The organism is Proteus hauseri, assembly GCF_004116975.1.
GTDB classification, from domain to species: Bacteria; Pseudomonadota; Gammaproteobacteria; order Enterobacterales; family Enterobacteriaceae; genus Proteus; species Proteus hauseri.
Genome location: NZ_CP026364.1, coordinates 2,349,089 through 2,375,725 on the forward strand (window position 1 = coordinate 2,349,089; position 26,637 = coordinate 2,375,725).

The following is a 26,637-nucleotide window of genomic DNA, read 5'->3' on the forward strand; positions in this document are numbered from 1 at the left end:
AAAAAACTCAGTTTGCTGTTTGGTTTGCCAATTTTTTCTCATAATCTTGACGAATAATATCGAGAGCTTCAAGTACCGTTTTGGGATCGACTTGATTGCTCTCTAGCAAATAAATGAGATCAACCGCTAATTGGACTGATTCTGGCGCATCTTTTAAATTCATACTTATTCTCTTTAATATTTATCTTCTTGCTTTTCAATGCTTTTCTCAATGGAATACAGCGCATTTTTACAGCGAGCTAAACGGTTTTCAAGTGCGGCAATCTCTTTTTGTAGCTCTTGCTGACGCGTGAATCCTTGGGTTTGCGTTAATTCAAGCTCTCTATCTTGGATCATTGAGTGTAATCGACGTTCGTAATCCTGATGTTGTGCAAGTTTTTGGTATAAATCGGTGCTTTTTTTTCGTTGGCTAAGCAGGTTTTCTTGCTTTCTTAGTGTTTGTGTCGATAATTCACGAGTTAATGCTTCAACTTGTTGTAGGATTTGTGTAGCCAGAAATTTAACTTGCTGGCTTCGTTGTGCCTCAACACAAGCGATTAACTGGGTAAAATTATCGCGGATCTGTTGCATATAACCGCCAAGTGAATCACTTCGGCGGTGAAACAGTGCTGTGTCGAAGCAAGGTGCCGCAATTTTTTTGTTTGCGATAGGCGCTAGTGCTTCGGCAAGATTGTCGATTTGCTTTTCAAACAAACTCAATGAATCTGCTTTTTTCATTTGTTTTTGTCTCTATTTTTATGAAAACTGAATTGACTTAAAGCAACAAAAAAGAGTTGTTAACTGGCTTTCTGTTGCATTTTAACGGCATATTGCATAGATTCTATCGTTTCGTTTTTTATTTATGGCACTGATTATGACTGCTAACGCGCAACAACTGCAATTTATTAAAGACAGCATTGAAACCATTCCTGATTATCCAAAAGAAGGGATATTATTTCGTGATATCACCACACTTTTAGATAACCCTGCTGCATATCAGGCAACTATCGATTTACTGGTAGAACACTACCAGGGTCAGGGTATCACTAAAGTCGTAGGTACCGAAGCTCGCGGATTCCTGTTTGGAGCTCCAGTCGCTTTACGTCTTGGTGTTGGTTTTGTACCTGTTCGTAAAAAAGGTAAATTGCCTCGTGAAACGCTCAGTGAAACTTACTCCCTGGAATATGGCACAGATACTTTAGAAATCCACAAAGACAGTATTACGGATAAAGATAAAGTATTAATGGTTGATGATTTGCTGGCAACAGGGGGCACTATTGAAGCGACTGCTCGCCTTATTCGCCGTTTAGGTGGAACTGTTACTGAAGCCGCATTTATTATTTGCCTACCAGATTTAGGTGGCATTGAACGCTTAGAAAAACAAGGTGTTCACAGTTTTACACTGGTTAATTTTCCTGGACATTAATTTTTAAACTGTTTAATAAAAACAATTAATTAAAACGTTTTTACTCAACAGAATATTGACTAAAATTAGTTAATACAAAAGCTGAATATGGTAATGACTAATTAAAGTGGATTACCATAGTAATAGTGCGGGTTTTTTTGTGCATTTTATCAATGTATAAAACCCGCACAATTGTTGCTTTGTAATGTTATGCTTTACGCTAATCACTGATGTTAACTTTATCAATCTCTCATTTGTCTCTTACAAATCTCGCTCAAGAGGTCTTCCCTGTGTTAGCATAGAGATAAATCTCGTTCAAATTTAGCGGAATCAATGAGCTATCAGGTACTTGCCCGTAAGTGGCGCCCACAAACTTTTAACGATGTTGTCGGTCAACGTCATGTATTGACTGCGTTAGCTAATGGTCTTGATCATCAGCGACTTCATCATGCCTATCTTTTTTCTGGTACTCGCGGTGTCGGAAAGACCACTATCGCCCGGTTATTTGCCAAAGGGCTCAATTGTGAAACAGGTATTACAAGTAAACCTTGTGGTCAGTGTGCTAATTGCCTTGAAATCGAACAAGGTCGTTTTGTTGATTTAATTGAAATAGATGCGGCATCAAGAACGAAAGTAGAAGATACGCGAGAACTTCTTGATAACGTTCAATACGCACCAGCACGTGGACGTTTTAAGGTTTATCTTATCGATGAAGTCCATATGTTATCGCGCCATAGCTTTAATGCCCTATTAAAAACGCTAGAAGAGCCACCAGAACATGTTAAGTTTTTGCTCGCCACTACTGATCCACAAAAATTACCAGTAACGATTTTATCGCGTTGCTTGCAATTCCATCTACGTGCTTTAGATATTGACCAAATTGCAACTCAATTAGAAAAGGTGTTGTCAGCTGAGCATATTGAAAATGATGCAAGAGCGCGCCAACTGATTGCTCGCGCTGCTGATGGTAGTATGCGTGATGCATTAAGTTTAACAGACCAAGCTATTGCTAGTGGTGAAGGTGTTGTAAGTGCCGATATTGTCAGCCACATGTTGGGGACTATTGACGATGCGCAACCTCTTGCGTTAATTGAAGCGCTTGTTAAAGCCGATGGTCAACAAGTGATGGCGTTGGTAAATGAAGTCGCCTCACGAGGAACTGATTGGGAGAATTTCTTAGTTGAAACGCTCTCATTACTGCATCAAATCGCGATGTTGCAGTTATTACCGAGTGAAGAAAATCCACAAGAGCAATTTACTCAAGAACGATTAAGGCTGTTAGCCAAATCTATCTCGCCTCAAGATTTGCAACTTTACTATCAAACACTACTTGTGGGGCGAAAAGAATTATCTTATGCGCCTGATCGTCGTATGGGCGTTGAAATGACATTGCTAAGAGCGCTGGCATTTCATCCTAAAACCGTGATTGATGAAGTGCGTTCAACACCTTTAGTGCAAACATTACCTTCAGCGGCACCAACAGGGCGAGTATCTACCCAACATGTACCGCAAATCGAGCCGGCTCATACTCAGCAATCGACACCTCAACATGTTTCACCAACAGAAAATAGTGCAGCTTTAGGCGATAGCCCAACAGCTCAATTGTTAAGAGCACGGCAGGCGATAAGGGGAACTGAACAGCAAACCCCGCCAAAAAAGCCTAAACCGGCGACGTCTCAACAGGCGAAGCCGGCTGCTAGTGCATTAGAGCGGCTAGCAGCCGTAAGCGAAAGACGCCAACAAGTTGCAACACAAAGCCGTCAGTCAACGTCTACATCTGAAAAAAAGAAAAAAGAAGCCTATCAATGGCGACCACAGAACCCAGAAGTAGAATCTACTCAAGAGATTGTTTCTTCACCTAAAGAGATCAAAGAAGTTCTCGAATATGAAAAAACACCTGAACTTGCTGCAAAAATTGCTAAAGAATCATGGGAACGTGATGCATGGGCGGCTGAAATAGAAAAAATGCCACTACCAAAGCTAATTCAGCAATTGGCATTAAATGCGTATAAAGAAACAGTAAGTGAAAATGAAGTCATTTTGCATTTACGAACTAAACAGAAACATTTAAATTCTGCAAATGCGCTGCGTACACTCACAAATGCGTTAAGTGAATTGCATGGAAAAGCAATTTCACTCACAATTATAGAAGATGACTCACCAGCGGTTAAAACACCACTGGAATGGCGGCAAGCCATTTATGATGAAAAGTTGGCGTTATCGCGTCAATCGATTATTACGGATAAAACAATTCAAACATTACAGCAATATTTTGATGCTGAACTGGATGAAGAGAGTATCCGACCTGTTTAATCGCAACATTTTGTATAAATACATACAGTGTGGCTTTTACAAAGAGAGACAATTATGTTCGGAAAAGGTGGTTTGGGCAATCTGATGAAACAGGCCCAACAAATGCAAGATAAAATGCAGCAAATGCAAGAAGAGATCGCAAGCTTAGAAGTAACGGGTGAATCCGGTGCTGGCTTAGTGAAGATCACTATCAATGGTGCTCATAATTGCCGTCGTGTTGAAATCGATCCTAGCCTGCTAGAAGATGACAAAGAGATGCTAGAAGATCTGATTGCCGCTGCTTTTAATGATGCAGCTCGTCGTATTGATGAAACGCAAAAAGAAAAAATGGCATCTGTTTCTAACGGAATGCAATTACCACCAGGCTTTAAGATGCCATTCTAATGCAAACGAGCCCACTTCTTGAATCATTAATGGAAGCATTGCGTTGTTTGCCCGGTGTTGGGCCAAAATCAGCGCAACGAATGGCTTTTCAACTGCTTCAGCGTGATAGAAGCGGTGGTATGCGATTAGCTCAAGCGTTAACGCGAGCAATGTCTGAAATCGGCCACTGTTGTGATTGCCGCACATTTACTGAAGAAGAGCGTTGTACTATTTGTAGTAATGTTCGACGTCAGCAAAATGGTCAGATATGCGTAGTGGAAAGCCCCGCTGATATTCATGCTATCGAGCAGACAGGGCAGTTTGCTGGCCGATACTTTGTGCTAATGGGACATTTGTCGCCTTTAGACGGTATTGGTCCGATGGATATTGGTTTAGATAGATTAGAAGAACGTTTAAGCCAAGAGACTATTTCAGAAGTCATTTTAGCGACTAATCCGACAGTTGAAGGCGAAGCAACAGCCAATTATATTGCTGAAATTTGCGCACAATATGATATTACTGCGAGCAGAATTGCTCATGGTGTTCCTGTTGGTGGTGAACTTGAAATGGTTGATGGCACAACACTCTCGCACTCTATTGCTGGACGCCAAAAAATCCGTTATTAAATTTGTTAGTTAACTAGCAAAATGATTTATTTTAGAACACCTTTGGGTTAATGCTTAAAGGTGTTTTTTCTTTTTCATATGTACAACTTTATTATGTGTGATATCTCGCACTTTAGATTATCTTTCTTTTTTTCTGAGCAAAAAATCTTTTTGTTTATCAGAAATATCTTTATCTTCACTTGATGACCTTTTTCATTCTGATGAATTCAATATCTTTATGTTACATTGTTCACCATCTTAAAAGGGAATAACTTAATGATGGAGCATCCTATGATCCCTGATGTAGCTTTAGTTGATAACAGTGAACAAAGAACCCCGCTTATTTTAGTGCTAGATAGCTCAGGTAGTATGTATGGAGAGCCAATCAACCAACTAAATGAAGGCCTTAAATTATTAGAACAAGAACTAAAAAATGATGTTATTGCCGCTAAGCGTGTTCGTATTTTAGTCATTGAATATGGTGGATTTGATCAATGTACCGTTCATGGTGATTGGCAAGATGCAATGGACTTCACTGCGCCTGTTTTAGAAGCGAATGGTACAACCCCAATGGGGCAAGCTATTTCTTTAGCATTAGAAGAAATTGAAGCTGAAAAGCAACGTTTTAAACAAGCCGGCGTTGCTTATACTCGCCCTTGGTTATTTTTAATGTCAGATGGTGCTCCAACGGATATGTGGGAACAGGCAGCACATTCTTGTCGCCAAGCGGAAGAAAGCCAAAAAGTTGCTGTGTTTCCTATTATGGTTGAGGGAGCAAGTGCTGAGATCATGGGGAGTTTTACAAAAAATGGTATTAATGGCGTAAAAATGCTGAAAGGCCTGCAATTTAAAGAACTTTTCTTGTGGTTAAGTGCCAGTATGCAAGTTGTTTCACAATCTACACCTGGTGGTACTGCACAACTACCTTCTACTGATTCTTGGGCGAGTGTACCTGTTTGATGAATGATTGGTTAATTTATGGAGCTTCAGTTATTGGTGCTGCTCATCAAGAGCATCAAATTCCGTGCCAAGATGCCTATTTTGTTCGACGTAAAGGCGAATATTTAATTGCCGCTGTCTGTGATGGTGCTGGTTCTTCCCGTTATAGCGAACAAGGTGCAAAGCTTGCGGCTCGGTTATTTACGTTACGAATTACAGAATGGCCAGATATCTATTTGTTAACTGAAAAACAGGTCAAACAAGGTGTTTATCAACTTATTGAAGATATTCGTTTACAACTCGCTGAATATGCAGAAATAAATCAGTGTGAACTTAATGAATATGCGTCAACGTTGGTTGCTTGTTGGATCGGTGATGATGGCGGTTATTTATTTCACTTAGGTGATGGTATTGCTGTGGTTGAATTTAGTGACGGAACAAGTTATGTCTCTCAACCTGAAAATGGTGAATATGCTAATCAAACATGGTTTGTAACATCAGAAAGTTGGCAAGAACACTTACGTGTTACTCCGTTAACTAAACCGGTTACACAAGTTGTTTTAATGTCTGATGGCGTACAACCTTTTGCTATGAATAAAAATGCTGATGCCCTTTATGAGCCCTTTATTCAACCGGTTATCCGCTATTTAAAAACAGTTTCTGAAGATGCCGGAAGTGAAGCTTTAGCCGGAACATTAGCAGACTCTCGTACTCACTCAATTACGGGTGATGATAAAACACTGGTAATTTGCTTTAGGAATGAAGAGTAGTGACGAGAGCGAATAAAAAAAAATCCAGTACCCAGAATGCAGGAGCAAAAGCCACTGCTCAAGTGCCATTAACTCAATTACAAGATGAAAATGGCGTGACTTATCAGATAGGTAATCTGATAAAAAGTGGTGGTGCTGGAAGTGTTAGTCATATTATAAATGCATCTAAACAGGTTTCTAAGATTTATCATGATAAAATTGATAAGTCTTATTACCTGAAAAAAATCACTGCAATGCAGGCATTAAAACCTACATTGCAACCTGTCACTGTAAATAGTATTCCAATCATTCAGCTCGCGTGGCCTGAAGCTCGTTTATATAATAATCAAAAGCAGTTTGTTGGCTTTGTTATGCCAGAGTTGGATGTTAAAAACACGATTGAATTAGAATATATTCTGCAAGAAAGACAGGCCAAAGCTCATGGGTTGCCCACAGGAATGGGCGCTAAACTGAGTTTAGCATATAACTTATGCTCTTTAATTGATGCCCTACACCAGCAAGGGCATCGTGTTGTTGATATGAAACCACTTAACTTAAGGTTTTATAAAACTAGTTTGTATATGTCTTTACTCGATTGTGATGGGTTTAGTATTCAAGGTGAAAATACGCGTTATCCAGCAGGGCAATTTACAGTTGAATATTTAGCACCTGAATTTCAAAGTAAACAGGTCATTCCTGAGGATCAAGAAGAGTGGCAAGACAGATTTTCTTTAGCTGTGATTATTTTTCAGCTGCTTAATTTTGGTATTCATCCTTTTAGTGGTAGTCCTAAAAATGATAGTGTGCCTACCGATATTCCAAGGCGTATTGCGGGACAGTTTTATGCATATGGTATAAAAGCGCACAATCTTATTTCGCCAAGTATGGTAAGCGGTCATAAGCATCTTCCTGATACACTGCGCCAACTTTTTGACAAAGCGTTTTCTGGCGCACCTTCTCAGCGACCAAGTGCTAAAACATGGGCAAATACACTCTATGATTATGCTCAACCTGAAAAGCAGCAAATGTTGGTTTGTCAAAAAAATAAAAACCACCAGTATTTTGCAGGAAAAGCCTGTGCTGCTTGTGCAAGAGAGGCTCAATTACAGCAAGTTGCGGTTACTCAAAAGAAAAACAAAGCACAATTAGAACTCGCTCGACAAAAACGTGCGATTAAGGCAAATGCAAAGCATGCATCACCTAATGTTGTTACTCAGACTCGGCCAGCACGGCCTATACAGCCGCCTGCATTTATTATCGCAGCAAAACAGATTTTTAATACCATTCCTAGGGTGGTTTTTCATACTTTCTTAGCGATGACTATCCCTGTTCTTTTTGGTTTGTTACTAAAGTTTTTTATTCCTAATAGTGCAAATAGCCAAAATGCATTTAAGTGGGTAAACCAACTCTTACAATCTGATTATATTCAACAGTGGATGGTGGCTTTTTTAAGCGTCATGATGTTAATGATTGCGGCCATCGTTTTGTTGCTTATTTTTGTTGTTCCTTCCATTTCGATTCTAAAAAGAAAACCTTAATTAGTGGGGGAATAATATGAATAAATATCTAAAATATACGCTTCTGTTACTTATCCTCCCAACTGTATTTATGCCTTTTTGGTTTCCTGCATTATTAATGCTTATCCTAAGTAGCCTTGATGCCATTAATATAAAAATATTACCGTCATCAATCGTTTTTGATGAACGTAATTTTCTTATGGGATTATGGTTAGGTTCGTTAATTATGACGACGGTGATGTTATTGCAGTCGTGGCGAAGTAAAAACGGATTTTATCTTTTAGGGGGCATATTAGTGGTATTTATGGCGATTGCAGTATCGCTAACCATTATTCCTCACTCAGAACTCGAAAACCGTCGGCGTATTGTTTTACAGGATATAAGTAGTTATCAATGGCGTGCTTATCACAGTAGTGCATTGGAAAAACAAGAAAATATTAACAAAGCGGTATTTTATCAACCGCAAAAAGCAATGGAATATCTTAATCAGCTCAATGCACAACGAAAAAACTTACCTGCACTAGATTATTTAGATGAAGATTTATCGGTTGCAATGGCAGCAAAAGAGCATTACTTAACCAGTTCAAAAGGCTCTCTAATACAAAATGAGGCAATTAAAACGCTCGCTTATTATGGAGATTGGCTGCTAAATCAACCAGAAATAGTTATAACTCAAGCATTATCAGCACTATTTAAACCAAATGATACCCAGTTAGAATTTGTGGGTGTTAATACCCTATTATCTGCGCCATTAATGATAGAGGCTTGGCAAACGAGAGCATTAACTCATATCGTAAAAAGCCAAGCGAATATTGATTTAGAAAAAGCAGTCGCGGCGTTAATGGTAGCAGACATGCTAGAGACTGATAATCTTGGTTATCATAATCAATCATTGCAAACGTTACTTGAAAAAACAGTTTCTGAGTTGCCTAAAGAGCAGCGCCAAGCCTATCAAGTATTACAAGCTAGGGCAGTTGAAGAACGCTATTATCGGCAAAATACAACTCCACCAGCAGAAATCACAGATTTAGCTAATCAACGGCTAATGTTGAATTATATCGTTAATCGTGGATATACCACGTATGTAACAATGCATTCAGCGACGAGAAAAGAGTATCCCGGGATTGTTACTATTGACTCTCCTAATGAAATACAAAATTTTACAGATTTAAATTATCCAATAATTAAGCAATATATTCCTCATGCTGACGTGGTTTTATCTGTTGATGTTGATGCTCAAGGTCGGGTTTCTGGGTTATGGATCCAAAAAAGTAGCGGAATTGAAAGTTTTGATCATGAAGCATTGAAAATTGCGCTTCCTTGGCGATTTATGCCAACTTCTGAAGGATATAGGCAGCGTGTAATAGTCAATTTTGACAGTACTCGACTGGGTTGGAATCAATACATGATTGAGCAGCAGCCTTTGCTCGTGGCGCTGGCAAAAGGTTATGCAAGGCAAGATCCTAAAAGTATTATTTTAGGTGAAAATAAATTAGAAGAAATTTTAACCAGAGCGCCAGAAAAAGAATCCGCAGTGGTTTCTACAGGTTATGACCCTTACTCTTCTTATCAAAGAGAATACAAGTTGCAGCAACAGAATAAAACGAAGTTGCAAAGTATCTTAAAAGAGCTGCAAACCTTACCAAAAGGGAAAAATAACCACGAAGATTGGGACAACAGTTTGCGTTTTTTAAATGAGCAATTATCGCTTAACCAAAGTAATGACGATGTTGTAAGAATGATTGCTCGCTTTGAACTGCAATATTACAACGTAGGCGTAAATAATCTTGCTCAATCGCCAGATATTTATCCTCAAGATGAAACCTATTGGCAAAATCTGCTATTAAAGGCTCGTAATCACTTTGAATTAGCGATAGGTTTAGACCCGACAAAAAGCGATGTTTGGTTAGGATGGGGAATTACATGGTTAGATGAAGATCCTGAAATAGCCGCGGGTGCTTTTGCTAAAGCTGCTCAGCTAAAAACGGAAGACAGTCTAGCCTCTACTTTACAAATGTTAGAAATGAGAATGGCGATGAATACCCTAGAAGGGGTAAGACTAGAACGCTATCAAACATTACGTGCACGTATGGATATGCGCTATTTGCCAGAAGGAATTGAAACTAATTTGATACACGATTATCTCAGTGATGACTTAACACAAATTCAATTAGCTCAAAGACCTATTCCTAAAATAGATCCTAATAGCAAAGTTGTACGTAAGCCGTTAAATACAAATAATATTGAGCAATCTAATCGCCTATTTAGCATTGATTTTTCTGCCGCTAACATCAAAGAAAACTCACAAAAGCTTCCTCAAGTCACTGTTCCTGAGAATGCGCCTAAAATGGGCGATATTATATTACAACTAGATCTTGATGCTGAGGGGATACCAACGGTGGTGATGATTAAATCAGGTAGTGGTAATTTGCAAATCGATAATGCGGTGATTGATGCAGCTTATCAATGGCGATTTAGTAACACTAAAAAGGGAAGTACTACACTTATTTCTGTCCAATTTAGTCTGTAATTTCAATTAATCTTTGTTTCTTTATAGAATCTACCTTTTCTGTGACATACCTTTCTGTGTCACGGAACGGTAGATTTTTTTGTAATTAATCATTTACTAACTTATTGAAAGCCATAAAATTGTTATATAGATCACAAAAAAATACACTTTCCAAAACGCGATAACCACTCAAAGAAGAAAATAGACCGCTTAATTCGTTATACAACCGCTAAGGGATTTAATCGCTCTATTCATAGGCCATTCTTCTTATTATGTAGCCGTGGACAGTCGACTTTCACATTCGTTCAAATATTCTCGGCTGTTCCGCATTACTCTTTGGCTGTTCGGTCTTGCCTGAAAAAAAGGTGTCTCATGAACAAAAATGCATTTCTAAAGCACGTACCTTGGGTGATCCTAGGGATTATTGGTGCTTTTTGTCTCTCTGTTGTTGCACTACGTCGTGGTGAACACGTCAGTGCATTATGGATAGTTGTTGCTTCTGTTGCTGTTTATCTAGTGGCTTATCGCTACTACAGTCTTTATATCGCTCAAAAAGTGATGAAGTTGGATCCAACAAGAGCAACACCTTCAGTTATCAATAATGATGGTTTGAACTATGTTCCAACTAACCGCTATGTTTTATTCGGTCACCACTTTGCGGCTATTGCAGGTGCTGGTCCATTAGTGGGACCTGTTCTTGCTGCGCAAATGGGTTATTTGCCAGGTACGCTCTGGTTATTAGCAGGGGTTGTGCTTGCTGGTGCTGTACAAGACTTTATGGTGTTGTTTATTTCAACGCGCCGTAATGGTAACTCTTTAGGTGAGATGATAAAAAAAGAGATGGGGCCTATTCCGGGTACTATCGCTTTGTTTGGTTGTTTCCTTATCATGATCATCATCCTTGCAGTACTTGCGCTTATCGTTGTTAAAGCATTAGCAGAAAGCCCTTGGGGTGTATTTACCGTTTGTTCAACAGTACCTATTGCCCTATTTATGGGTATCTATATGCGCTATATCCGTCCTGGTCGTGTCGGTGAAGTGTCAGTTATTGGTATTGTATTGTTGATTGCAGCGATTTGGTTCGGTGGTGTTATTGCTCACGACCCATACTGGGGTCCAGCATTAACCTTTAAAGATACCACTATTACCTTTGGTCTGATTGGTTATGCATTTGTTTCTGCATTATTACCGGTGTGGCTGATCCTAGCCCCTCGTGACTACTTAGCGACTTTCCTAAAAATTGGGGTTATCGTTGGTTTAGCTGTTGGTATTGTTATTCTGAATCCTGAATTGAAAATGCCTGCTGTTACTCAGTATATCGATGGTACTGGCCCATTATGGAAGGGTGCATTATTCCCATTCTTATTTATCACCATTGCTTGTGGTGCGGTTTCTGGCTTCCATGCCCTGATTGCATCAGGTACAACGCCTAAACTTATCGCAAACGAAATGGATGCTCGCTTTATTGGTTATGGTGCAATGTTAATGGAATCATTCGTTGCAATCATGGCATTAGTTGCTGCATCTATCATTGAACCAGGTTTATATTTCGCAATGAATACACCACCAGCAGGATTAGGTATTACAATGCCAAATCTGCATGAATTAGGTGGCGAAAATACAGCCGTTATTATGGAGCAGCTAAGAGAAGCAACTGTACATGCTGCTGCTACAGTAAGTTCATGGGGTTTTGTGATATCACCAGATGAGATTTTACAAACAGCTAAAGATATCGGAGAGCCTTCTGTACTAAACCGTGCGGGCGGTGCGCCTACCTTAGCTGTTGGTATCGCGATGGTATTCCACAAAATTATCCCTGCCGCTGATATGGGCTTCTGGTATCACTTTGGTATCTTGTTTGAAGCGCTCTTTATCCTAACCGCTCTTGATGCAGGAACACGTTCTGGTCGCTTTATGCTACAAGACTTGTTAGGTAACTTTGTTCCATTCCTGAAAAAAACCGATTCTTTAATTGCAGGGATCATCGGTACTGCAGGTTGCGTAGGCTTATGGGGTTATTTACTGTATCAAGGCGTTGTGGATCCATTAGGTGGTGTTAAGAGCTTGTGGCCACTGTTCGGTATCTCTAACCAAATGTTAGCCGCAGTGGCGCTGGTATTAGGTACAGTTATCTTAATTAAGATGAAACGTACTAAATACATCTGGGTTACCGTTGTTCCGGCAGTATGGTTATTAATCTGTACTACATGGGCATTAGGGCTGAAACTCTTCAGTAATGATCCACAAATGGAAGGCTTCTTCTACCTAGCAAATGAATACAAAGCGAAGATTTTAGCTGGTGGTGCTGATTTAACAGCAACAGAAATTACAAACATGAATCATATTGTAATTAATAACTACACCAATGCTGGCTTAAGTATTCTGTTCTTAGTGGTTGTTTATAGCATTATCTTCTACGGTTTCCGTACTGCGATGAATGCACGTAAAAATCCAGAGAAATCAGATGAAGAAACACCGTATGTACCTATGCCAAAAGACGTTAAAGTGTCCTCAGGTCACTAATCTAAGGTAAAAGGTTATTTCACCCCGTACTGGCTAGCTGGTACGGGGTCTTATCTCAGGAGAAACGTATGTTTGGTAATTTAGGACAAGCTGGAAAATATCTCGGACAAGCTGCGCGTATGCTGGTGGGAATTCCTGACTACGATAACTATGTTCAGCACATGAAAGATAATCACCCGGATAAACCTTTTATGACTTATAACGAGTTTTTCCGTGAGCGCCAAGAAGCTCGTTATGGTGGTGGCGATGGTAAAGGTGGTTTTCGTTGTTGCTAATAATCTGTAAAGGAGACGAATGATGGAACCAATTGCAGTCACAATACTGACGGGTTTTCTAGGATCAGGTAAAACAACGCTTTTGCGCCATATGCTTAACGAAGAGCATGGTTACAAAATTGCAGTGATTGAAAATGAATTTGGTGAAGTGCCTATTGATGATGAGATAATTGGTGATAGAGCGACTCAAATCAAAACACTGACCAATGGTTGCATCTGTTGTAGTAAATCCAATGAATTGGAAGATACTCTACTTGACCTTTGTGACAGTCTTGATCGTGGTGAAATTGAGTTCGACAGACTCGTTATCGAATGTACAGGAATGGCAGATCCGGGACCAATAACGCAGACTTTTTTCTCTCACGAAATAATCTGCCAGCGCTATTTATTAGATGGCATTATTACTTTGGTAGATAATGTTCATGCCCAGCAACAGCTTGATCAATTTACTATTGCGCAATCACAAATTGGTTATGCAGATCGTATTTTACTAACGAAAACGGATGTTCAGTCCGCATCTCAAGAACTTCTTTCACGGTTAAGACGCATTAATGCTAGAGCACCTGTTTATACCGTGATTAATGGGCAAATAGATTTAGGATTATTGTTTAACGTAAAAGGTTTTATGTTGAGCGATACCTTAGAAGTAAAACAGCCTTTATTTCGTTTTCAGGCGGAAAAACAAGATGATATCAGTTCTATTGTACTGAAATTTGATTATCCTGTTGAACTACATCAAGTCTCTGATGTGATGGAAAAACTATTACTTAGTTTTGCGGATAACTTGTTGCGCTACAAAGGTATATTAAATATTAAAGAGCAACCTAATCGCTTGTTATTCCAAGGCGTACAAAGACTTTATAGTGCAGATTGGGATCGCCCTTGGCGTGACGATGAGCATCGTGAAAGTACCCTCGTTTTTATTGGTATTCAACTGCCAGAAGATGAAATAAGAGCAAGTTTTGATGCGCTTATGGACAGTGCTGAAAACGGCTAATTAAATACCCTGTAGTGAGTGTTAGAAAGAGAAGTAGTAGTAACCGTAGTAAGTAGCAATAGCAGTAAACGAATATTGAAGAAGCTCCTGACTTGAGGAGGATCCTGTTCCTGGGATCTTATATTTCACCCCATAATAATCAACATTATGGGGTGCTTTTTTATGATATTTTAATTAACCGTTAGCAACAGCTTTATATTCCATAATCTCAATAATTTGAACATCAGTATGCTGCATTGCTCGGCTGGCTAATGCACAAAGATTTTCAATGGTGGTATCAACATCGTGAGCAACAATACCATCGTTACCAGTGACATAAGTATTATCCAGTGCCATAAGTACAGCTTTATAAGCAGCGCTTGCTCCCGTTGAGACTTTCATTGCACAGCTATTAGATGCGCCATCGCAAATCACACCACTAATATCCCCAATCATGCTACTAATTGCCATTGCCATAGGTTCATAGCGTTCTTCCATCAACCATGCTATGGCACCAGCAGCACCCATAGATGCTGTAGTTGCTGCACATAATGCAGATAAAGCAGGGAATTTATGATGAATATAAATAGCTAGCAGATGAGAAAGTATTAATGCTCTAGCTGTTTTGGCGGCATCCGCCTTCAGATATTCAGCAACGACCACAACAGGCATTGTTGCTGCAATCCCTTGGTTACCGGAACCAGAGTTACTCATTGCAGGTAAAACAGCTCCTCCCATACGAGCATCAGAAGCTGCTGAAGTACGGATCATTATCTCTGATAATAAATCTTTAGCGAGCAATCCGCGTTGCTGTTGACGTTGTAATGTTTGACCAATATGTAAGCCGTAAGTATTGTTCAAACCTTCTTTTGATAAGGCATCATTTAAATGCGCTGAGTCAAGAATAAACAGGATCTCTTCGGCAGGTACTTGGGTAATGAACTCATAAATTTCTTGAGTATTGGTATTTGTTAACGCTTCTTTGATTTGGCACGGAGATGCAGTTTGTTGTGAATCGTTGTTAGTTTTATCAAGAAGCACTTTATCGTTATGGATAATTTTAACGATATTAGTGTGATTACCTGCAATAATAACTGTCGCTTTATTTTCGCTATCTTCAATAGTGACTTCAGAGTAAAGAACTTCTTGGCATTCTTTTTTAATAGATACATTAACAATACCGGATGCCAATAACGCTTTACTGGCTTTTACATCTTCAAGTGTAGCATTTTTTAGCACTTCTAAATCTGCTTCACTATCTCCGCCAATAGCACCTAAACTTGCAGCAATAGCTAATCCTACCATTCCGGTACCTGGTACAGTGACACCCATACCATTTTTCATGAGATTAGGAGAAACTTCTGCTGTAATACGTGTGATATTGTGCTGCAAATAGCTAGCGGCTTTGGCTGCTGCTAATGCAAGAGAAATAGGTTCAGTACAACCTAAAGCAGGTTTTACTTGTTGTTTAACCGCAGCTATTAATATGTTCCAACGAGAGGATAATTGTTCTTTCATTGCATTGCATCCAATAAACTATATGAAAATTCAAAGGGTTATTCTTTTTTTAATGTTCTCATCATACTGAATTTATCAGAGAAAGTTCTTTCTGAATTTCCTACTTTCTTGTAAATATTGAGAAAATAATACTATTTTTATTGGGGTAATTGGAATAATTTTTTGTTTATAAGGTTGAAGAGAGATTTGAACTCGAACTGTCAGAACAATACAGAGAATGATCAGTAACTCCAATGGATAGCTATGAATAGATATTAGTAATAATTGATGGTTATTTTAACTAATAAATATATTTATAATAATATTTATTATAAATATATTTATTAGTTAAAATAAAAAAACAATAGAATGAATAGATCATTCTATTGTTAGTATAATTATCATACTTAATGTGGGCTAACTCAGAATAGTTAAAATAAATGGCAATGAGTGGATAAAATTTTACTAAATGTCATCTTTTAACACAATGAATACTATGCTGTTTTTTTTAGTGAGTATAAGAATAAATTCTTATTATTTTGTTAATATTATTATATTTATGTTATTAAGAATAAAGATTACAAATGTAGTAACTGCTTAATATTTAAATTACTTTCTACTATTTGTATTTATAGAGTTTGCAATAAATTATGTTTATTTATTTTTAATATGTCTATTATTTGAAAATAGTCTGAGACAACCATATTGCCCCAGACTGATTTAATTAATAATAGAAAAGAGCAATAACAGTACAGTGGAAAACAAATCCCACCATTAACGGCACTGCAGTTCTTTTCACTACATCAAAAGGCTGTAACTTGGCCCCACTTGATACAGCAATAATAACACCAGCAACAGGAGACATACCGCGTCCCATGTGTGACGCTTGTTGCATGGGTAAAATCATTGCAATTGGGTTAACACCCATACTGTGGGCAATTTGTGGAATAAGTTCAACGAATGCGAGGAAAGGTGCATTACCAGAACCCATAATAATTGCTGCTGCTAATGTAACAATAGCAAACACTAATGCCATCGCAAAAGGAGGTAATCCAACCGATTCAGCCATTATAATTAAGCTATCTATTGCACCACTCACTTTAATACCATGAGCAAAAACACCCGCAGCAACTAATAGTCCCACTACGTTACTAAACGCTGAGCCCATGCCTTTTAGAAAATGTTGAAAGCCAGCACAAACTAATTTGAAGTCACGTAAACGTAAAGTCTCAATTAACATACAAACTGCCATTGAAATCAATACAATAGTAACAACATCTAGGTGGATGCCAACAACAAATAGGCTTGATGAACTGACTGCCATAATAATAGGCAACATTGGCAGTAGGGCATAAAACCCGGGTACGTTCTTATCGCTTTTAACTTCTTCTGAGATTTTCCCTAACTGAGGAATAAACCCTGATTTACGGTCGCAGTGACGTTGCCAGAATATATGGGTAATACCTACCGCCAATACGGTTGCAATTGCCGCCGGACCTTGATAGTAAAGCACATATTCTACTACACCTAAATCAACAGCTTTTGCACCACGAATAGCATCAATAGCTGTTGGAGTATAAGCAACACCCAATGAAGTAGCGATAACACCTGCAGCCGAGGCTGGGGATAACCCCAATCCGATCATTATCGGGAACATAGTTCCCATTAACAAAACGGCTAATCCCGTTGCTGACGGTATTGCTAGTTGTAAAATACTCGCTAGCAAGAATGAGAAAAACAGCAGTACATAAGGTGAACGCATATTTTTCAGTGGGCGAGTTGCAACACGTACAACTGCTTCATTTGCACCAATATGATCCATATAATGCGCAAATCCCATCAGTGCCATAATCATCAGACCTAAATCTGCGGCTCGGCTACTAAATAGATCACGCATTACTTCAAAAGGATCTAACCAGCTAATACCTGTGGTTTTGACATTTTTGGGTAAAATATCACCCCAACCAAATGCCATTGTCAGTGCCATAAGTACTAAGCCTGCAACTAATAAAACTGGTTCGGCTTTATATCCTTTCAAGATCATCCTAGCGACAATAATAACGACGACTAAGACCGCAAGAATTTGGATCATGCATTAACTCCAGGTGCAAAGCGCTCAGCAGTAATTTTAACTACTGATTTTAAAACATCACTTGCGGCGTAAAGCGATTTAACTGGTAGATATTCATAAATTGAGTGGAAGTTATGCGCACCAGTAAAGATATTAGGGCAAGGTAAGCCATTTTGAGAAAGTGCTGCACCATCATAACCGCCACGCATTGGAATTGGACGAGGTGTAATGCCATTGGCTTCATAAGCGGCAACAGCAATATCAATTGGATAACGATTATCACCTTGTAGGCTATTAAAGACGTTAGCGTAACGGTCTGCTAATTTACAAGCCACAGATCCTTCACCCCATAAACCTTCACAATATTCTGAAAGCTGTTTTAAAAATGCCATACGATGTGCGTAGCCTTTTTCGGTGAAATCGCGTACATCCATTTTTAATACAGTACGCGCACTATTACCGGCTAATTGTTTTACCCAATAATAACCTTCACGGCCTTCGGTATATTCAGGTGCTTCTCCACCTGGCAACATAGCCACAAATTTATGTGCCATTAAGAGTGAGTTTTTCAGTTTACCTTTTGCAGACATTGGGTGCGCTGAAGCGCCAGTAAAGGTAATTTCTACATCACCCGCATTCCAGTTTTCATACACTAACTCGCCAATACCACAGCAATCGAGGGTATAAGCAAAATCAGCACCAAATTCTTTAACATCAAAGACTTTCGCACCCCGTAAGCCTTGTTCTTCATCTGGTACAAAACCAATTTTTACCGTACCATGTTTTACATCTGGGTTTTGTTTGAAGTATTGCAGCATATCCATTATGGAGGCGATAGCCGCTTTATCATCAGCACCTAGTAGGCTTGTACCATCGGTTACAATGATGTCATCACCAATATAGTTCTCTAATTCAGGGAACTCGCTTTGGCGTAAATAAATATCTAATTCTTTATTTAAGCAGAGGTCGCCACCTTTATAAGGAAGAATTTGCGCTTTAGTATCATTAGTTTGTTCTGCACTGGTATCTAAATGGCCAAAGAAGGCAACGGTAGGAACATCGTAATCAAGATTTGAAGGTAGAGTTGCTGTCACAATTGCAGTATCGCGGATTTTAATATCTTCAACACCTAAAGCTTTTAATTCTTCAACCAGTTGTAAAGCAAGCACACGCTGACCTTCTGATGAAGGCATAATACCCGCAGCGCCATTTTCCCTATTTGTGGTGGTGTTAACTTTTGTATAAGAAATAAACCGTTCAACGAGATTCATTATAAGACTCCATTATATTTGATTTTTTGTATTCTCTCTTTATTTAATCTAAGTCGTCTTCTTTGATAAGAAAAAGCCAACACCTACTTGTATCATAAAAAAAACAATTAGGAATTAGTGAGAAATAATTTTTTTTGTAGGATTTTTTTAAGGTTAAATAAAATTTAACTTTTGGTTTTTTCTTTATTAAAAAAAATAGCGTTTTTTGTATATGAGGTTATTTTTATTTACTTTATTGATTGTATTTTTATGAAATTAATCATAGATTTTTAGTTAATATTCCCTTGTCTCTTTATCACAATTAATGTGTGCTTTTTGAAAATGGTTAATGTTTTTTCTGAAAATTAATGCTATTTATTTAAAAAATAGAAAAGAGAAGTGATAGAAGAAGAAAAAAATAATCTTAAAATGTTATTTATATATAAATAACATGAGTGTTTACTATAATGAATAACATCAATGAAGTTTGCAAGAATACACTATTTACTACTAATGAAATAGCCGCTCCAGGTAAAGAAATAAAGTTGTCTATTTCTAGTTTATCTATTAAAGTAAAAAATACAATAAATGAATTCATCCATCAAGATCGCTATGTTAGTAAAGTTGAATTTGATTCAGCAACTATATTTTCAAAGCCTAAAAAAATAGTTATCAGTAATGAGTATAATATTACAAATGAAGAGAAAATAGAATTAAAAGGAAAAACTAAAACCTGGAGATCTAAAATAAAAAAAATATTTAACTTTATAGGTAAAGAAAAAATAATTTTTAAAAAAAATCAGAGTATTTTGGATTTTATCGAACTTCCAAATGGAAAGTTGATTCCAATTGATAAAGCTATTAACTCTCTTCATTCATGTGAACATAATAGCTTGTTAAAAAGTAAGATGTTATTAATTGATTATATTGCAGATATGCAGTTTAAATCTCTAATGAATAATAATGTTGAATTACCAGAGAAGTCTAATTCTAATTATTTAAAAGAAAGTGAAATTGAATTTGATGATACAAGATATGAAAGTGTAAATTTTCATCTTTATGAAAGCAGTGAACCCTATGAAAAAGAACCATCAATGTTATCTAATTTAAATAATGATGATACACAGGTGGGAACTAATAATACACAGGTGAAATCCAATGATAAGAAAGTTGAATTTCATTTTAATAAAAACAAATTAACTATTGAAAAGGATGAATTTAAATCTTTCTTGATTGAAATAACAAAAGACGTATCATTATTAGATAGATTATCAAATGGTAAGGGTAGTTATGGCTATACTTTTCTTTCTAAAGTCTATAGTTTTTTAGAAGATTATAATAAAATTAAAAATACAAGTGGCAATAAAAAGAAAAAAACTTACTTTAATAAAAAAGCTTACTTTAATAAAAAAGTGTATTTAAAAAAATTGGCTGAATCAAACCATTTTTTAAAATTAAATGAAAAAGTTAATAATTTGATTTATTTGCAATATTTAAAAAATGAGCAAAGTAAGCATGAAAATGGTGTTATAGATGAAGTTATTATTAAACAACCTAGTGATGAGGAAAAATTAAAAGAAATAGAGGAGCAAAAAAGAATTCTAGATAGAGCGGACAAGACAAATGAAATAAAGCTATCCTCGATAGAGGAAAAAAACACAGAGGAAAAAAACACAGAGGAAAAAAATATAGAGAAAAAAAGTATAGAGGAAAAGCATAAGGATGAACTTAATTTAATAAAAAATGATGATTCAATGAGTGATTTTTTAGATGAAATAGATAATCAGCTTAAAATATCGAATGAAAATAAAAATCTTACATTAAAAGAGTTATTGGCGAAAGTTAAACAGAACTAAAATTATGATGGTGGTGCCCCATTATTTTTATTGTGGCTGTATTTTTAATTTTAATGACGAAATTGATAGTGTTTAAAAATAAAAATATACAAAATGATTTCGTTACTATTCAAAATAACGTAATAGATATCAAGTTACTTGTTTAAACAAAGATAACTACCCTTATAAGAAAGGATTTTCGTTTTTTTATTATTGTTTTTTTCTGCATTGGTAACTAAATGGTCAAGAAAGGCAATGGTAGGAATATAGTAATTAAGATTTGAAAGTAGTATTACCGTTATAATTTCAGTATCGTGTATTTTAATATCTTTAACACCCAATACCTTTAATTCTTCAATTAATTGTAATGCAAGCACAGGCTGACCTTCTGATGAAGGCATAATACCCGCAGCGCCATTTTCCCTATTTGTTGAGGTATTAACTTTCGGATAAGAAATAAACCATTCAACGGAATTTATTATAAGATTACATTGTATTTAATTTTTGTATTATCTCTTTATTTAATCTAGTCCGTCTTTTTGATAAGAAAAAACCAACATTTACTTTTACCATAAAAAACGATTTGAATTATAGAAAAATAATTATTTTTATAAGAAATATTTAATGTTTATTGATGGTTAATTTCTGTTTTTTATTATTAATATTTTTAACTTTATGTTAAGACATGTTTTTTGTGAAAAACGATTAAAAAGTTTATTAAAGTAAAATATTTTTTTAGGTTATTAATTGATAGTTAGATAAGTTATAAAGGATATCATAATAATGACAAATAGATTAATAAGGATATAATTATGCCTTCTAATATTACTTCATCTAATATAGTTCTAAATCGTTTTTTTAATAATAGTTTCGAAAAAAAATCAGATAATATCATGGCTGAAAAATTTTCATCATTAGATAATAGATGTATTATTTTTATTCCTAACCTATATTTAGAATCCACTCCTGTAAGTGATAATAAAGAAAAATCTATAAATTATGTTAGTGAGGAAATTTTATCAGTCGAAAATAAAAACATGACTAATAAATCAAGCGTAAAATTAACCCCTCATGATTTAAAAGAAAATAAAGAATGCGATTCAAACAATGCCGAAGAGGATATTTATGTAAAATATATGCCGTTAGGCGATAGCAATGTTTCAAAGGATATTGTTAGCAATAGCGAACAGTCCTCAGAAGCTACTGAGAGTATCTATATGGATATGACTGGAGCATTACATCACGTTGATTCTGAAAAAAATGATAGGACAGATGAACAGCATGTTGAAGCATCACATCATGTTGATCCTGAAAAGAATGATAGTACAGATAAACAGAATGCTGAAGCAGAGCGTGGTAATGACGATTTGAATGAGAGTAAACTACAAAAAATTAGAAATTCAAGACCAAAACTCCCCCAAAGAAATTTGACCTCTGAAGAAAAAGAAATTCTTACATCAAAGATAAAATCAGAACTAGCAGGATATATAAAAAATGCTTTTACTAATAGAGGAATTAAAATATCTAAACATAAATTAATTGAAGGGTTTAATAACGAACTTTCTTTGAAATTATTTTCACCAAAAAATATAGATGATGTAAATATTGAAAGTTTGATATCTTACTATATTAATTATGGTTCATCCTTGGATTATAAGAGAGTTAAAAATGATGAAAAATTAATTAATGAAATTAAAAACTATTTATTTGTGTATTCTTATATCTTTAATAAAAATGTGAAAAAAGATGTTACTGGTTTTTTTACAGAAGACTTTTCTAAGATTAATAAATTACATGAACTTCAAAAGATAAATTTATATGCAGATATTATAGAGAAAATAGTAGACTGCATTATCGATAAAAAAGCGTTAATGGAATCGTTAGTAAGTATTTTAAATAATAGAGAAAACGAAATAAAGAAAAAATTAGGTTGTTTAAATAAATTAATTGAATATAAGGGTGATTTTATTGAGGATAAGAAAAAAGTTTTTAATGAATTAAAAGCAATAATTGAATCCAGTGTAAAAAAATTAAATAAAACTAGTTTAGTAAATAAAATTAGACTATCAGAAGAAAGTAAAAAAATGCTGATAAAAAAAATGATAAACATAATGATAAATAAATCATTTATATCAATGGATGATTTATCGAGTTCAATTATTGATAAAAGTGAAGTAAAAAAGAAAATGACGAGTGATTTTTTAAATAAAATAGAGTATATACCAGTAGAGTTGATTTTAAGTAAAGAAAATAGAAAATTTACCAATGGTATAATTAATTCTTTTATTGAAGAACTCAAAAATGATAATATGGATAAAATACCTAATGATATCCAGATGTATTATGGCATTGATATGGAGTTAATGCTTCTTTATTTTAAGATTAAATAGATATTACATTAAGTCGCTCCCTCAAAAAAATATTGAAATCTGAGGGAGCTTTTTTATCTGAAAATTAATTATTAATATTAATTTAAATATCCAAACGCTTAGTTTGCCATTTACGTGAATACCAACGCCACGCATTAGTTAAGCCACGTAGCCACTCATCACACAGAAAACCAATCCAAATACCAATTAAGCCCATCTCCATTTTAATACCAAGAAAATAGCCGACAGGAATTGCCACGCCCCACATAAAACAAACCGCGGTAATTAGCGGAAATTTTGCATCGCCAGCGGCACGTAGGGCATTAACCATTACAATATTAAATGTACGACCTGGCTCTAAAAATACCGACAAAATAAATAGCGGTAATAGTTGGTCGATAATACGCTGATCGTCAGTAATGGAATAAAGGATCGGATCACGCATAAACCAATAGATAATCACGACAACTACCGTGAAGATAACCCCCATTTTAAGACTTTTAACACCGCGAATATAAGCATCATCAAAGCGTTTAGCACCGACTAAATGGCCTACCAGTATTTCATTACCAATACTAATAGCGATGCCGAATAGCATTAAAAAGAGTGACAATTGGAAATATAGCGTTTGGGCGGCTAGCGGAACTTCACCCATTAACCCGATAAATGCTGATGCTGTCATATAGTGTAAAATCCACACCAGATTTTCACCCGCAGCAGGTAAACCGATATGTAGGATTTTCGCTAGCATATTTTTAGACCAAATAACTAATAGCCTAATTTCAAATTTAATACGCAAGCCATAGAACAGTAATCCACAAAGTAAGATAACGGCGATAATACGACCAACAACCGTTGACCAAGCAACACCTACTAAGCCATATTGCGGTAATCCAAAGAAGCCGTATAGCACAATCATATTACCGATTACGGTAACAATATTGGCAATTAATGTGACATACATTGCCGCTTTTGATTTACCGTAAACACGTAAACATGCCGCTAAAATGATTGAAATAGCTTCTGGAATAAGGCAAATGCCAAGAATATGTAGGTAATTGTAACCATCTTGCACTAAATGCTCTGGCGTATTCATAACATTAAGAATACGGTAGCCAAAAAACAGGATCACAGCAGCACTAATAAAACCGAGCAAGAAGTTAAATGCGATAGAAATATGAATCGCTTGGCTGGCTTTCTCTCGCTTTCCTGCACCTAGATATTGAGCAATAACGACACTACACCCGACACTAATAAAGTTAAATATAGTGATAAAAAGGTCAAAAACTTGGTTACCCACGCCCATTGCGGCTAAATAAGCCGTAGAAACATGGCTTATCATGTAAGTATTGATTAATAGCGTGGCGAGATGAAGAAAAATATCAATAAATATCGGCCAGCTAAGAGAATAAAGCGAACGATCCGCTACATCAGACTGATGCATTGAAAACCTTCTTAAAAAACAGAGTGAAAAAGTGTTGTAAATATAATCAGCGGGAAGAGTGTGGATTCTACATGGTTTATTTATAGGGGAATAGCGTAATTAATTAATATCTGGCAAAAAAAATTATTATATGGTTTATTCGTTGGATCTTAATCACTATTCTTATTAAGAAATGATTAATATCTAGCACAGGGGAAAAAATGAATACGAAAATAAGAGTCGCCATTGTTGGTTATGGCAATATTGGCCAATTTGCTTTAGAAGCAGTAAAAGCGGCACAAGATTTTGAATTAGTAGGTGTGGTTCGTCGTGATTGCACAAATATTCCAGAAGAACTGCAAAATATTACTGTTACCAATGATATAAAAACGTTAGGACAGGTTGATGTTGCACTTCTTTGCTCACCAACACGGGCAATTAAAGAATTAGCAAAATCTATTTTAGCATTAGGTATTAATACGGTAGATAGTTTTGATGTTCATAGCGAAATCGTTGCATTAAAAACAGAGCTTGATAGCGTAGCTAAAAAACACGACCGTGTTGCTGTTATTTCAGCAGGATGGGATCCGGGTTCTGATTCTATTATTCGCACGTTAATGTTAGCTATGGCGCCAAAAGGAATTACTTATACAAACTTTGGCCCAGGAATGAGTATGGGTCATAGTGTTGCGGCTAAAGCAATTGAAGGTGTAAAAGATGCGCTTTCTATGACAATTCCATTAGGCACGGGTGTTCACCGCCGTATGGTTTATGTTGAATTAAAAGCAGGTGCTGATTTTAATGCTGTAGAAAAAGCGATTAAGGCAGATAGTTATTTCTCTTCAGATGAAACACATATTAAACAAGTTGATAGTGTTGATAGCTTAAAAGACATTGGTCATGGTGTGCAAATGATCCACAAAGGTGTTTCAGGCAAAACACATAATCAGTTATTTGAATATTCAATGAAAATCAACAATCCTGCATTAACGTCTCAATTTATGGTTTCAGCAGCAAGAGCAAGTATGAAGCAGCAAGCAGGTGCTTATACTGTAATTGAAATTCCACCAGTAAACTTTTTAGCGGGTGATTTAAATACATTAATAGCTAAATTAGTGTAATTTAATTAAGGATCTCTGTATAAAATATTGCCCACATAAAAGTGGGCAATATAGATTAACGCTTAGGCAAACTTGATGATTTAGGATTAGCGTTTAATACTTTTAAATTCTTTCGTTGTTGCGGTTAATGCCACTTCGGTTGGTAAACGTTCCATTGAACTAGCACCATAAAAACCATGGCAATCTGGGCAGTTATCAAGAATATATTGAGCATCTTCTGGTGTTGCAATTGGGCCACCATGACAAAGCACAATCACATCAGCACGTACTGCTTTTGCGGCTTTTGCCCAATCATTAATTAAGGGTACGCAATCGGCTAAAGTTAATGCCGTTTCAGCGCCAATATTACCACCCGTGGTTAATCCCATATGCGGAACGATAATATCAGCACCAGCTTGTGCCATAGCAATGGCATCTTCACGACTAAACACATAAGGTGTTGTTAGCAAGTCTTTTTCGTGAGCTTTACGGATCATTTCTACTTCAAGTCCGTAACCCATGCCAGTTTCTTCTAAGTTAGCGCGAAAATTACCGTCGATTAATCCCACCGTTGGAAAGTTTTGCACACCCGCAAAGCCTGTTGCTTTAACATCATCTAAAAATTTATCAAAGTTACAGAATGGATCTGTGCCATTAACACCAGCAAGTACTGGTGTGTGTGTCACGACAGGCAAGACTTCTTTTGCCATATCCATAACAATTTCATTGGCATTACCATAGGCAAGTAAACCGGCTAAAGAGCCACGGCCTGCCATGCGATAACGACCTGAGTTGTAAATTACAATAAGATCAATGCCACCAGCTTCTTCGCATTTAGCTGAAAGCCCAGTACCTGCGCCACCACCAATTATAGGTTCATGGCGAGCAATCATTTCATTGAATTTTTTTAGTAACGCTTCACGTGAATGAGTCATTCTT

General features: G+C 36.4%; 22 protein-coding genes. 14 read left to right on the plus strand and 8 right to left on the minus strand.

All coding sequences use genetic code 11. The features are described from left to right. Nucleotides 1–7: 7 nt before the first annotated feature. Together rsmS and priC are read right to left on the minus strand one after the other, a co-directional pair. Nucleotides 8–163, minus strand: a complete 156-nt coding sequence (rsmS, locus tag PH4a_RS10675; RefSeq protein WP_064719069.1) for a pleiotropic regulatory protein RsmS — start codon at nt 161–163, stop codon at nt 8–10. A gap of 11 nt (nt 164–174) precedes the next feature. Further along, nucleotides 175–717, minus strand: coding sequence for a primosomal replication protein PriC (priC, locus tag PH4a_RS10680; protein WP_129039674.1), 543 nt, complete (start codon nt 715–717; stop codon nt 175–177). Between the two features lie 136 nt (nt 718–853). Here priC and apt point away from each other — a divergent pair, with 136 nt between their 5' ends. From apt to yjiA, 11 genes are all read left to right on the plus strand, one after another. Next, nucleotides 854–1,405 carry an adenine phosphoribosyltransferase gene (gene apt, locus PH4a_RS10685; protein WP_064719071.1) on the plus strand — a complete coding sequence of 184 codons (552 nt, stop codon included), beginning with the start codon at nt 854–856 and terminating at the stop codon, nt 1,403–1,405. Between the two features lie 312 nt (nt 1,406–1,717). Further along, a complete protein-coding gene (gene dnaX, locus PH4a_RS10690) occupies nt 1,718–3,697 on the plus strand; it encodes a DNA polymerase III subunit gamma/tau (protein WP_129039676.1) in 1,980 nt (659 codons plus the stop codon). A 54-nt stretch (nt 3,698–3,751) separates the two neighbouring features. Beyond that, complete coding sequence (locus PH4a_RS10695; RefSeq protein WP_064719073.1) at nt 3,752–4,081, plus strand: YbaB/EbfC family nucleoid-associated protein; 330 nt, start codon at nt 3,752–3,754, stop codon at nt 4,079–4,081. After that, complete coding sequence (recR, locus tag PH4a_RS10700) at nt 4,081–4,686, plus strand: recombination mediator RecR (RefSeq protein ID WP_129039678.1); 606 nt, start codon at nt 4,081–4,083, stop codon at nt 4,684–4,686. Before PH4a_RS10695 ends, recR begins: the two co-directional genes overlap by 1 nt. A 255-nt stretch (nt 4,687–4,941) precedes the next feature. Continuing rightward, nucleotides 4,942–5,625, plus strand: coding sequence for a vWA domain-containing protein (locus PH4a_RS10705; RefSeq protein WP_129039680.1), 684 nt, complete (start codon nt 4,942–4,944; stop codon nt 5,623–5,625). Next, nucleotides 5,625–6,374: a PP2C family serine/threonine-protein phosphatase gene (locus tag PH4a_RS10710; RefSeq protein ID WP_129039682.1), complete on the plus strand. Its 750-nt coding sequence runs from the start codon at nt 5,625–5,627 to the stop codon at nt 6,372–6,374. Before PH4a_RS10705 ends, PH4a_RS10710 begins: the two co-directional genes overlap by 1 nt. Then, a complete protein-coding gene (locus tag PH4a_RS10715) occupies nt 6,374–7,891 on the plus strand; it encodes a protein kinase domain-containing protein (protein WP_129039684.1) in 1,518 nt (505 codons plus the stop codon). Before PH4a_RS10710 ends, PH4a_RS10715 begins: the two co-directional genes overlap by 1 nt. Nucleotides 7,892–7,907: 16 nt before the next feature. Continuing rightward, nucleotides 7,908–10,400 (plus strand): TonB family protein, encoded by a 2,493-nt coding sequence (locus PH4a_RS10720; protein ID WP_129039686.1) that lies wholly within the window; start codon nt 7,908–7,910, stop codon nt 10,398–10,400. Between the two features lie 351 nt (nt 10,401–10,751). Next, on the plus strand, nt 10,752–12,902 hold the full coding sequence (locus PH4a_RS10725) for a carbon starvation CstA family protein (protein WP_064719078.1): 2,151 nt from the start codon (nt 10,752–10,754) through the stop codon (nt 12,900–12,902). 68 nt (nt 12,903–12,970) lie between these two features. Beyond that, nucleotides 12,971–13,177 (plus strand): YbdD/YjiX family protein, encoded by a 207-nt coding sequence (locus PH4a_RS10730; RefSeq protein WP_064719079.1) that lies wholly within the window; start codon nt 12,971–12,973, stop codon nt 13,175–13,177. Nucleotides 13,178–13,199: 22 nt separating this feature from the next. Then, entirely contained in the window at nt 13,200–14,174 is a 975-nt protein-coding gene (gene yjiA, locus PH4a_RS10735; protein ID WP_129041889.1) for a GTPase, read from the plus strand. 174 nt (nt 14,175–14,348) lie between these two features. On the opposite strand, the gene PH4a_RS10740 is transcribed toward yjiA, so the two are convergent. From PH4a_RS10740 to pepT, 3 genes are all read right to left on the minus strand, one after another. Further along, on the minus strand, nt 14,349–15,671 hold the full coding sequence (locus tag PH4a_RS10740; RefSeq protein WP_129039688.1) for an L-cysteine desulfidase family protein: 1,323 nt from the start codon (nt 15,669–15,671) through the stop codon (nt 14,349–14,351). 703 nt (nt 15,672–16,374) lie between these two features. Then, entirely contained in the window at nt 16,375–17,742 is a 1,368-nt protein-coding gene (gene dcuC / locus PH4a_RS10745) for a C4-dicarboxylate transporter DcuC (RefSeq protein WP_129039690.1), read from the minus strand. Beyond that, nucleotides 17,739–18,992, minus strand: a complete 1,254-nt coding sequence (gene pepT, locus PH4a_RS10750; protein WP_129039692.1) for a peptidase T — start codon at nt 18,990–18,992, stop codon at nt 17,739–17,741. Before pepT ends, dcuC begins: the two co-directional genes overlap by 4 nt. A gap of 446 nt (nt 18,993–19,438) precedes the next feature. Between pepT and PH4a_RS10755 the strand changes: the two genes are divergently transcribed. Then, nucleotides 19,439–20,827, plus strand: a complete 1,389-nt coding sequence (locus tag PH4a_RS10755; protein WP_129039694.1) for a hypothetical protein — start codon at nt 19,439–19,441, stop codon at nt 20,825–20,827. A gap of 134 nt (nt 20,828–20,961) precedes the next feature. Here PH4a_RS10755 and PH4a_RS10760 read toward each other — a convergent pair whose 3' ends face one another. Further along, complete coding sequence (locus tag PH4a_RS10760; protein ID WP_244212874.1) at nt 20,962–21,207, minus strand: hypothetical protein; 246 nt, start codon at nt 21,205–21,207, stop codon at nt 20,962–20,964. 411 nt (nt 21,208–21,618) lie between these two features. Between PH4a_RS10760 and PH4a_RS10765 the strand changes: the two genes are divergently transcribed. After that, nucleotides 21,619–23,196: a hypothetical protein gene (locus PH4a_RS10765; RefSeq protein ID WP_129039696.1), complete on the plus strand. Its 1,578-nt coding sequence runs from the start codon at nt 21,619–21,621 to the stop codon at nt 23,194–23,196. Nucleotides 23,197–23,278: 82 nt separating this feature from the next. On the opposite strand, the gene PH4a_RS10770 is transcribed toward PH4a_RS10765, so the two are convergent. Next, a complete protein-coding gene (locus PH4a_RS10770) occupies nt 23,279–24,619 on the minus strand; it encodes an MATE family efflux transporter (RefSeq protein WP_129039698.1) in 1,341 nt (446 codons plus the stop codon). 200 nt (nt 24,620–24,819) lie between these two features. Between PH4a_RS10770 and PH4a_RS10775 the strand changes: the two genes are divergently transcribed. Beyond that, entirely contained in the window at nt 24,820–25,719 is a 900-nt protein-coding gene (locus PH4a_RS10775; RefSeq protein WP_129039700.1) for a diaminopimelate dehydrogenase, read from the plus strand. 86 nt (nt 25,720–25,805) lie between these two features. Here the strand turns inward: PH4a_RS10775 and PH4a_RS10780 are convergent, their stop codons facing one another. Then, nucleotides 25,806–26,633, minus strand: a complete 828-nt coding sequence (locus tag PH4a_RS10780) for a phosphoenolpyruvate hydrolase family protein (RefSeq protein ID WP_129039702.1) — start codon at nt 26,631–26,633, stop codon at nt 25,806–25,808. Between the last annotated feature and the right edge of the window lie 4 nt (nt 26,634–26,637).

Bases quoted from the DNA above. Each gene is read 5' to 3' on its own strand.
- rsmS (WP_064719069.1), bottom strand. From the start codon at position 163: ATGAATTTAAAAGATGCGCCAGAATCAGTCCAATTAGCGGTTGATCTC.
- PH4a_RS10710 (WP_129039682.1), top strand. From the start codon at position 5,625: ATGAATGATTGGTTAATTTATGGAGCTTCAGTTATTGGTGCTGCTCAT.
- PH4a_RS10760 (WP_244212874.1), bottom strand. From the start codon at position 21,207: ATGCCTTCATCAGAAGGTCAGCCTGTGCTTGCATTACAATTAATTGAA.
- PH4a_RS10730 (WP_064719079.1), top strand. From the start codon at position 12,971: ATGTTTGGTAATTTAGGACAAGCTGGAAAATATCTCGGACAAGCTGCG.
- PH4a_RS10775 (WP_129039700.1), top strand. From the start codon at position 24,820: ATGAATACGAAAATAAGAGTCGCCATTGTTGGTTATGGCAATATTGGC.
- PH4a_RS10770 (WP_129039698.1), bottom strand. From the start codon at position 24,619: ATGCATCAGTCTGATGTAGCGGATCGTTCGCTTTATTCTCTTAGCTGG.
- PH4a_RS10765 (WP_129039696.1), top strand. From the start codon at position 21,619: ATGCCTTCTAATATTACTTCATCTAATATAGTTCTAAATCGTTTTTTT.
- PH4a_RS10780 (WP_129039702.1), bottom strand. From the start codon at position 26,633: ATGACTCATTCACGTGAAGCGTTACTAAAAAAATTCAATGAAATGATT.
- apt (WP_064719071.1), top strand. From the start codon at position 854: ATGACTGCTAACGCGCAACAACTGCAATTTATTAAAGACAGCATTGAA.
- PH4a_RS10740 (WP_129039688.1), bottom strand. From the start codon at position 15,671: ATGAAAGAACAATTATCCTCTCGTTGGAACATATTAATAGCTGCGGTT.
- dcuC (WP_129039690.1), bottom strand. From the start codon at position 17,742: ATGATCCAAATTCTTGCGGTCTTAGTCGTCGTTATTATTGTCGCTAGG.
- yjiA (WP_129041889.1), top strand. From the start codon at position 13,200: ATGGAACCAATTGCAGTCACAATACTGACGGGTTTTCTAGGATCAGGT.
- dnaX (WP_129039676.1), top strand. From the start codon at position 1,718: ATGAGCTATCAGGTACTTGCCCGTAAGTGGCGCCCACAAACTTTTAAC.
- PH4a_RS10755 (WP_129039694.1), top strand. From the start codon at position 19,439: ATGAATAACATCAATGAAGTTTGCAAGAATACACTATTTACTACTAAT.
- PH4a_RS10720 (WP_129039686.1), top strand. From the start codon at position 7,908: ATGAATAAATATCTAAAATATACGCTTCTGTTACTTATCCTCCCAACT.
- pepT (WP_129039692.1), bottom strand. From the start codon at position 18,992: ATGAATCTCGTTGAACGGTTTATTTCTTATACAAAAGTTAACACCACC.
- PH4a_RS10705 (WP_129039680.1), top strand. From the start codon at position 4,942: ATGATGGAGCATCCTATGATCCCTGATGTAGCTTTAGTTGATAACAGT.
- recR (WP_129039678.1), top strand. From the start codon at position 4,081: ATGCAAACGAGCCCACTTCTTGAATCATTAATGGAAGCATTGCGTTGT.
- priC (WP_129039674.1), bottom strand. From the start codon at position 717: ATGAAAAAAGCAGATTCATTGAGTTTGTTTGAAAAGCAAATCGACAAT.
- PH4a_RS10695 (WP_064719073.1), top strand. From the start codon at position 3,752: ATGTTCGGAAAAGGTGGTTTGGGCAATCTGATGAAACAGGCCCAACAA.
- PH4a_RS10725 (WP_064719078.1), top strand. From the start codon at position 10,752: ATGAACAAAAATGCATTTCTAAAGCACGTACCTTGGGTGATCCTAGGG.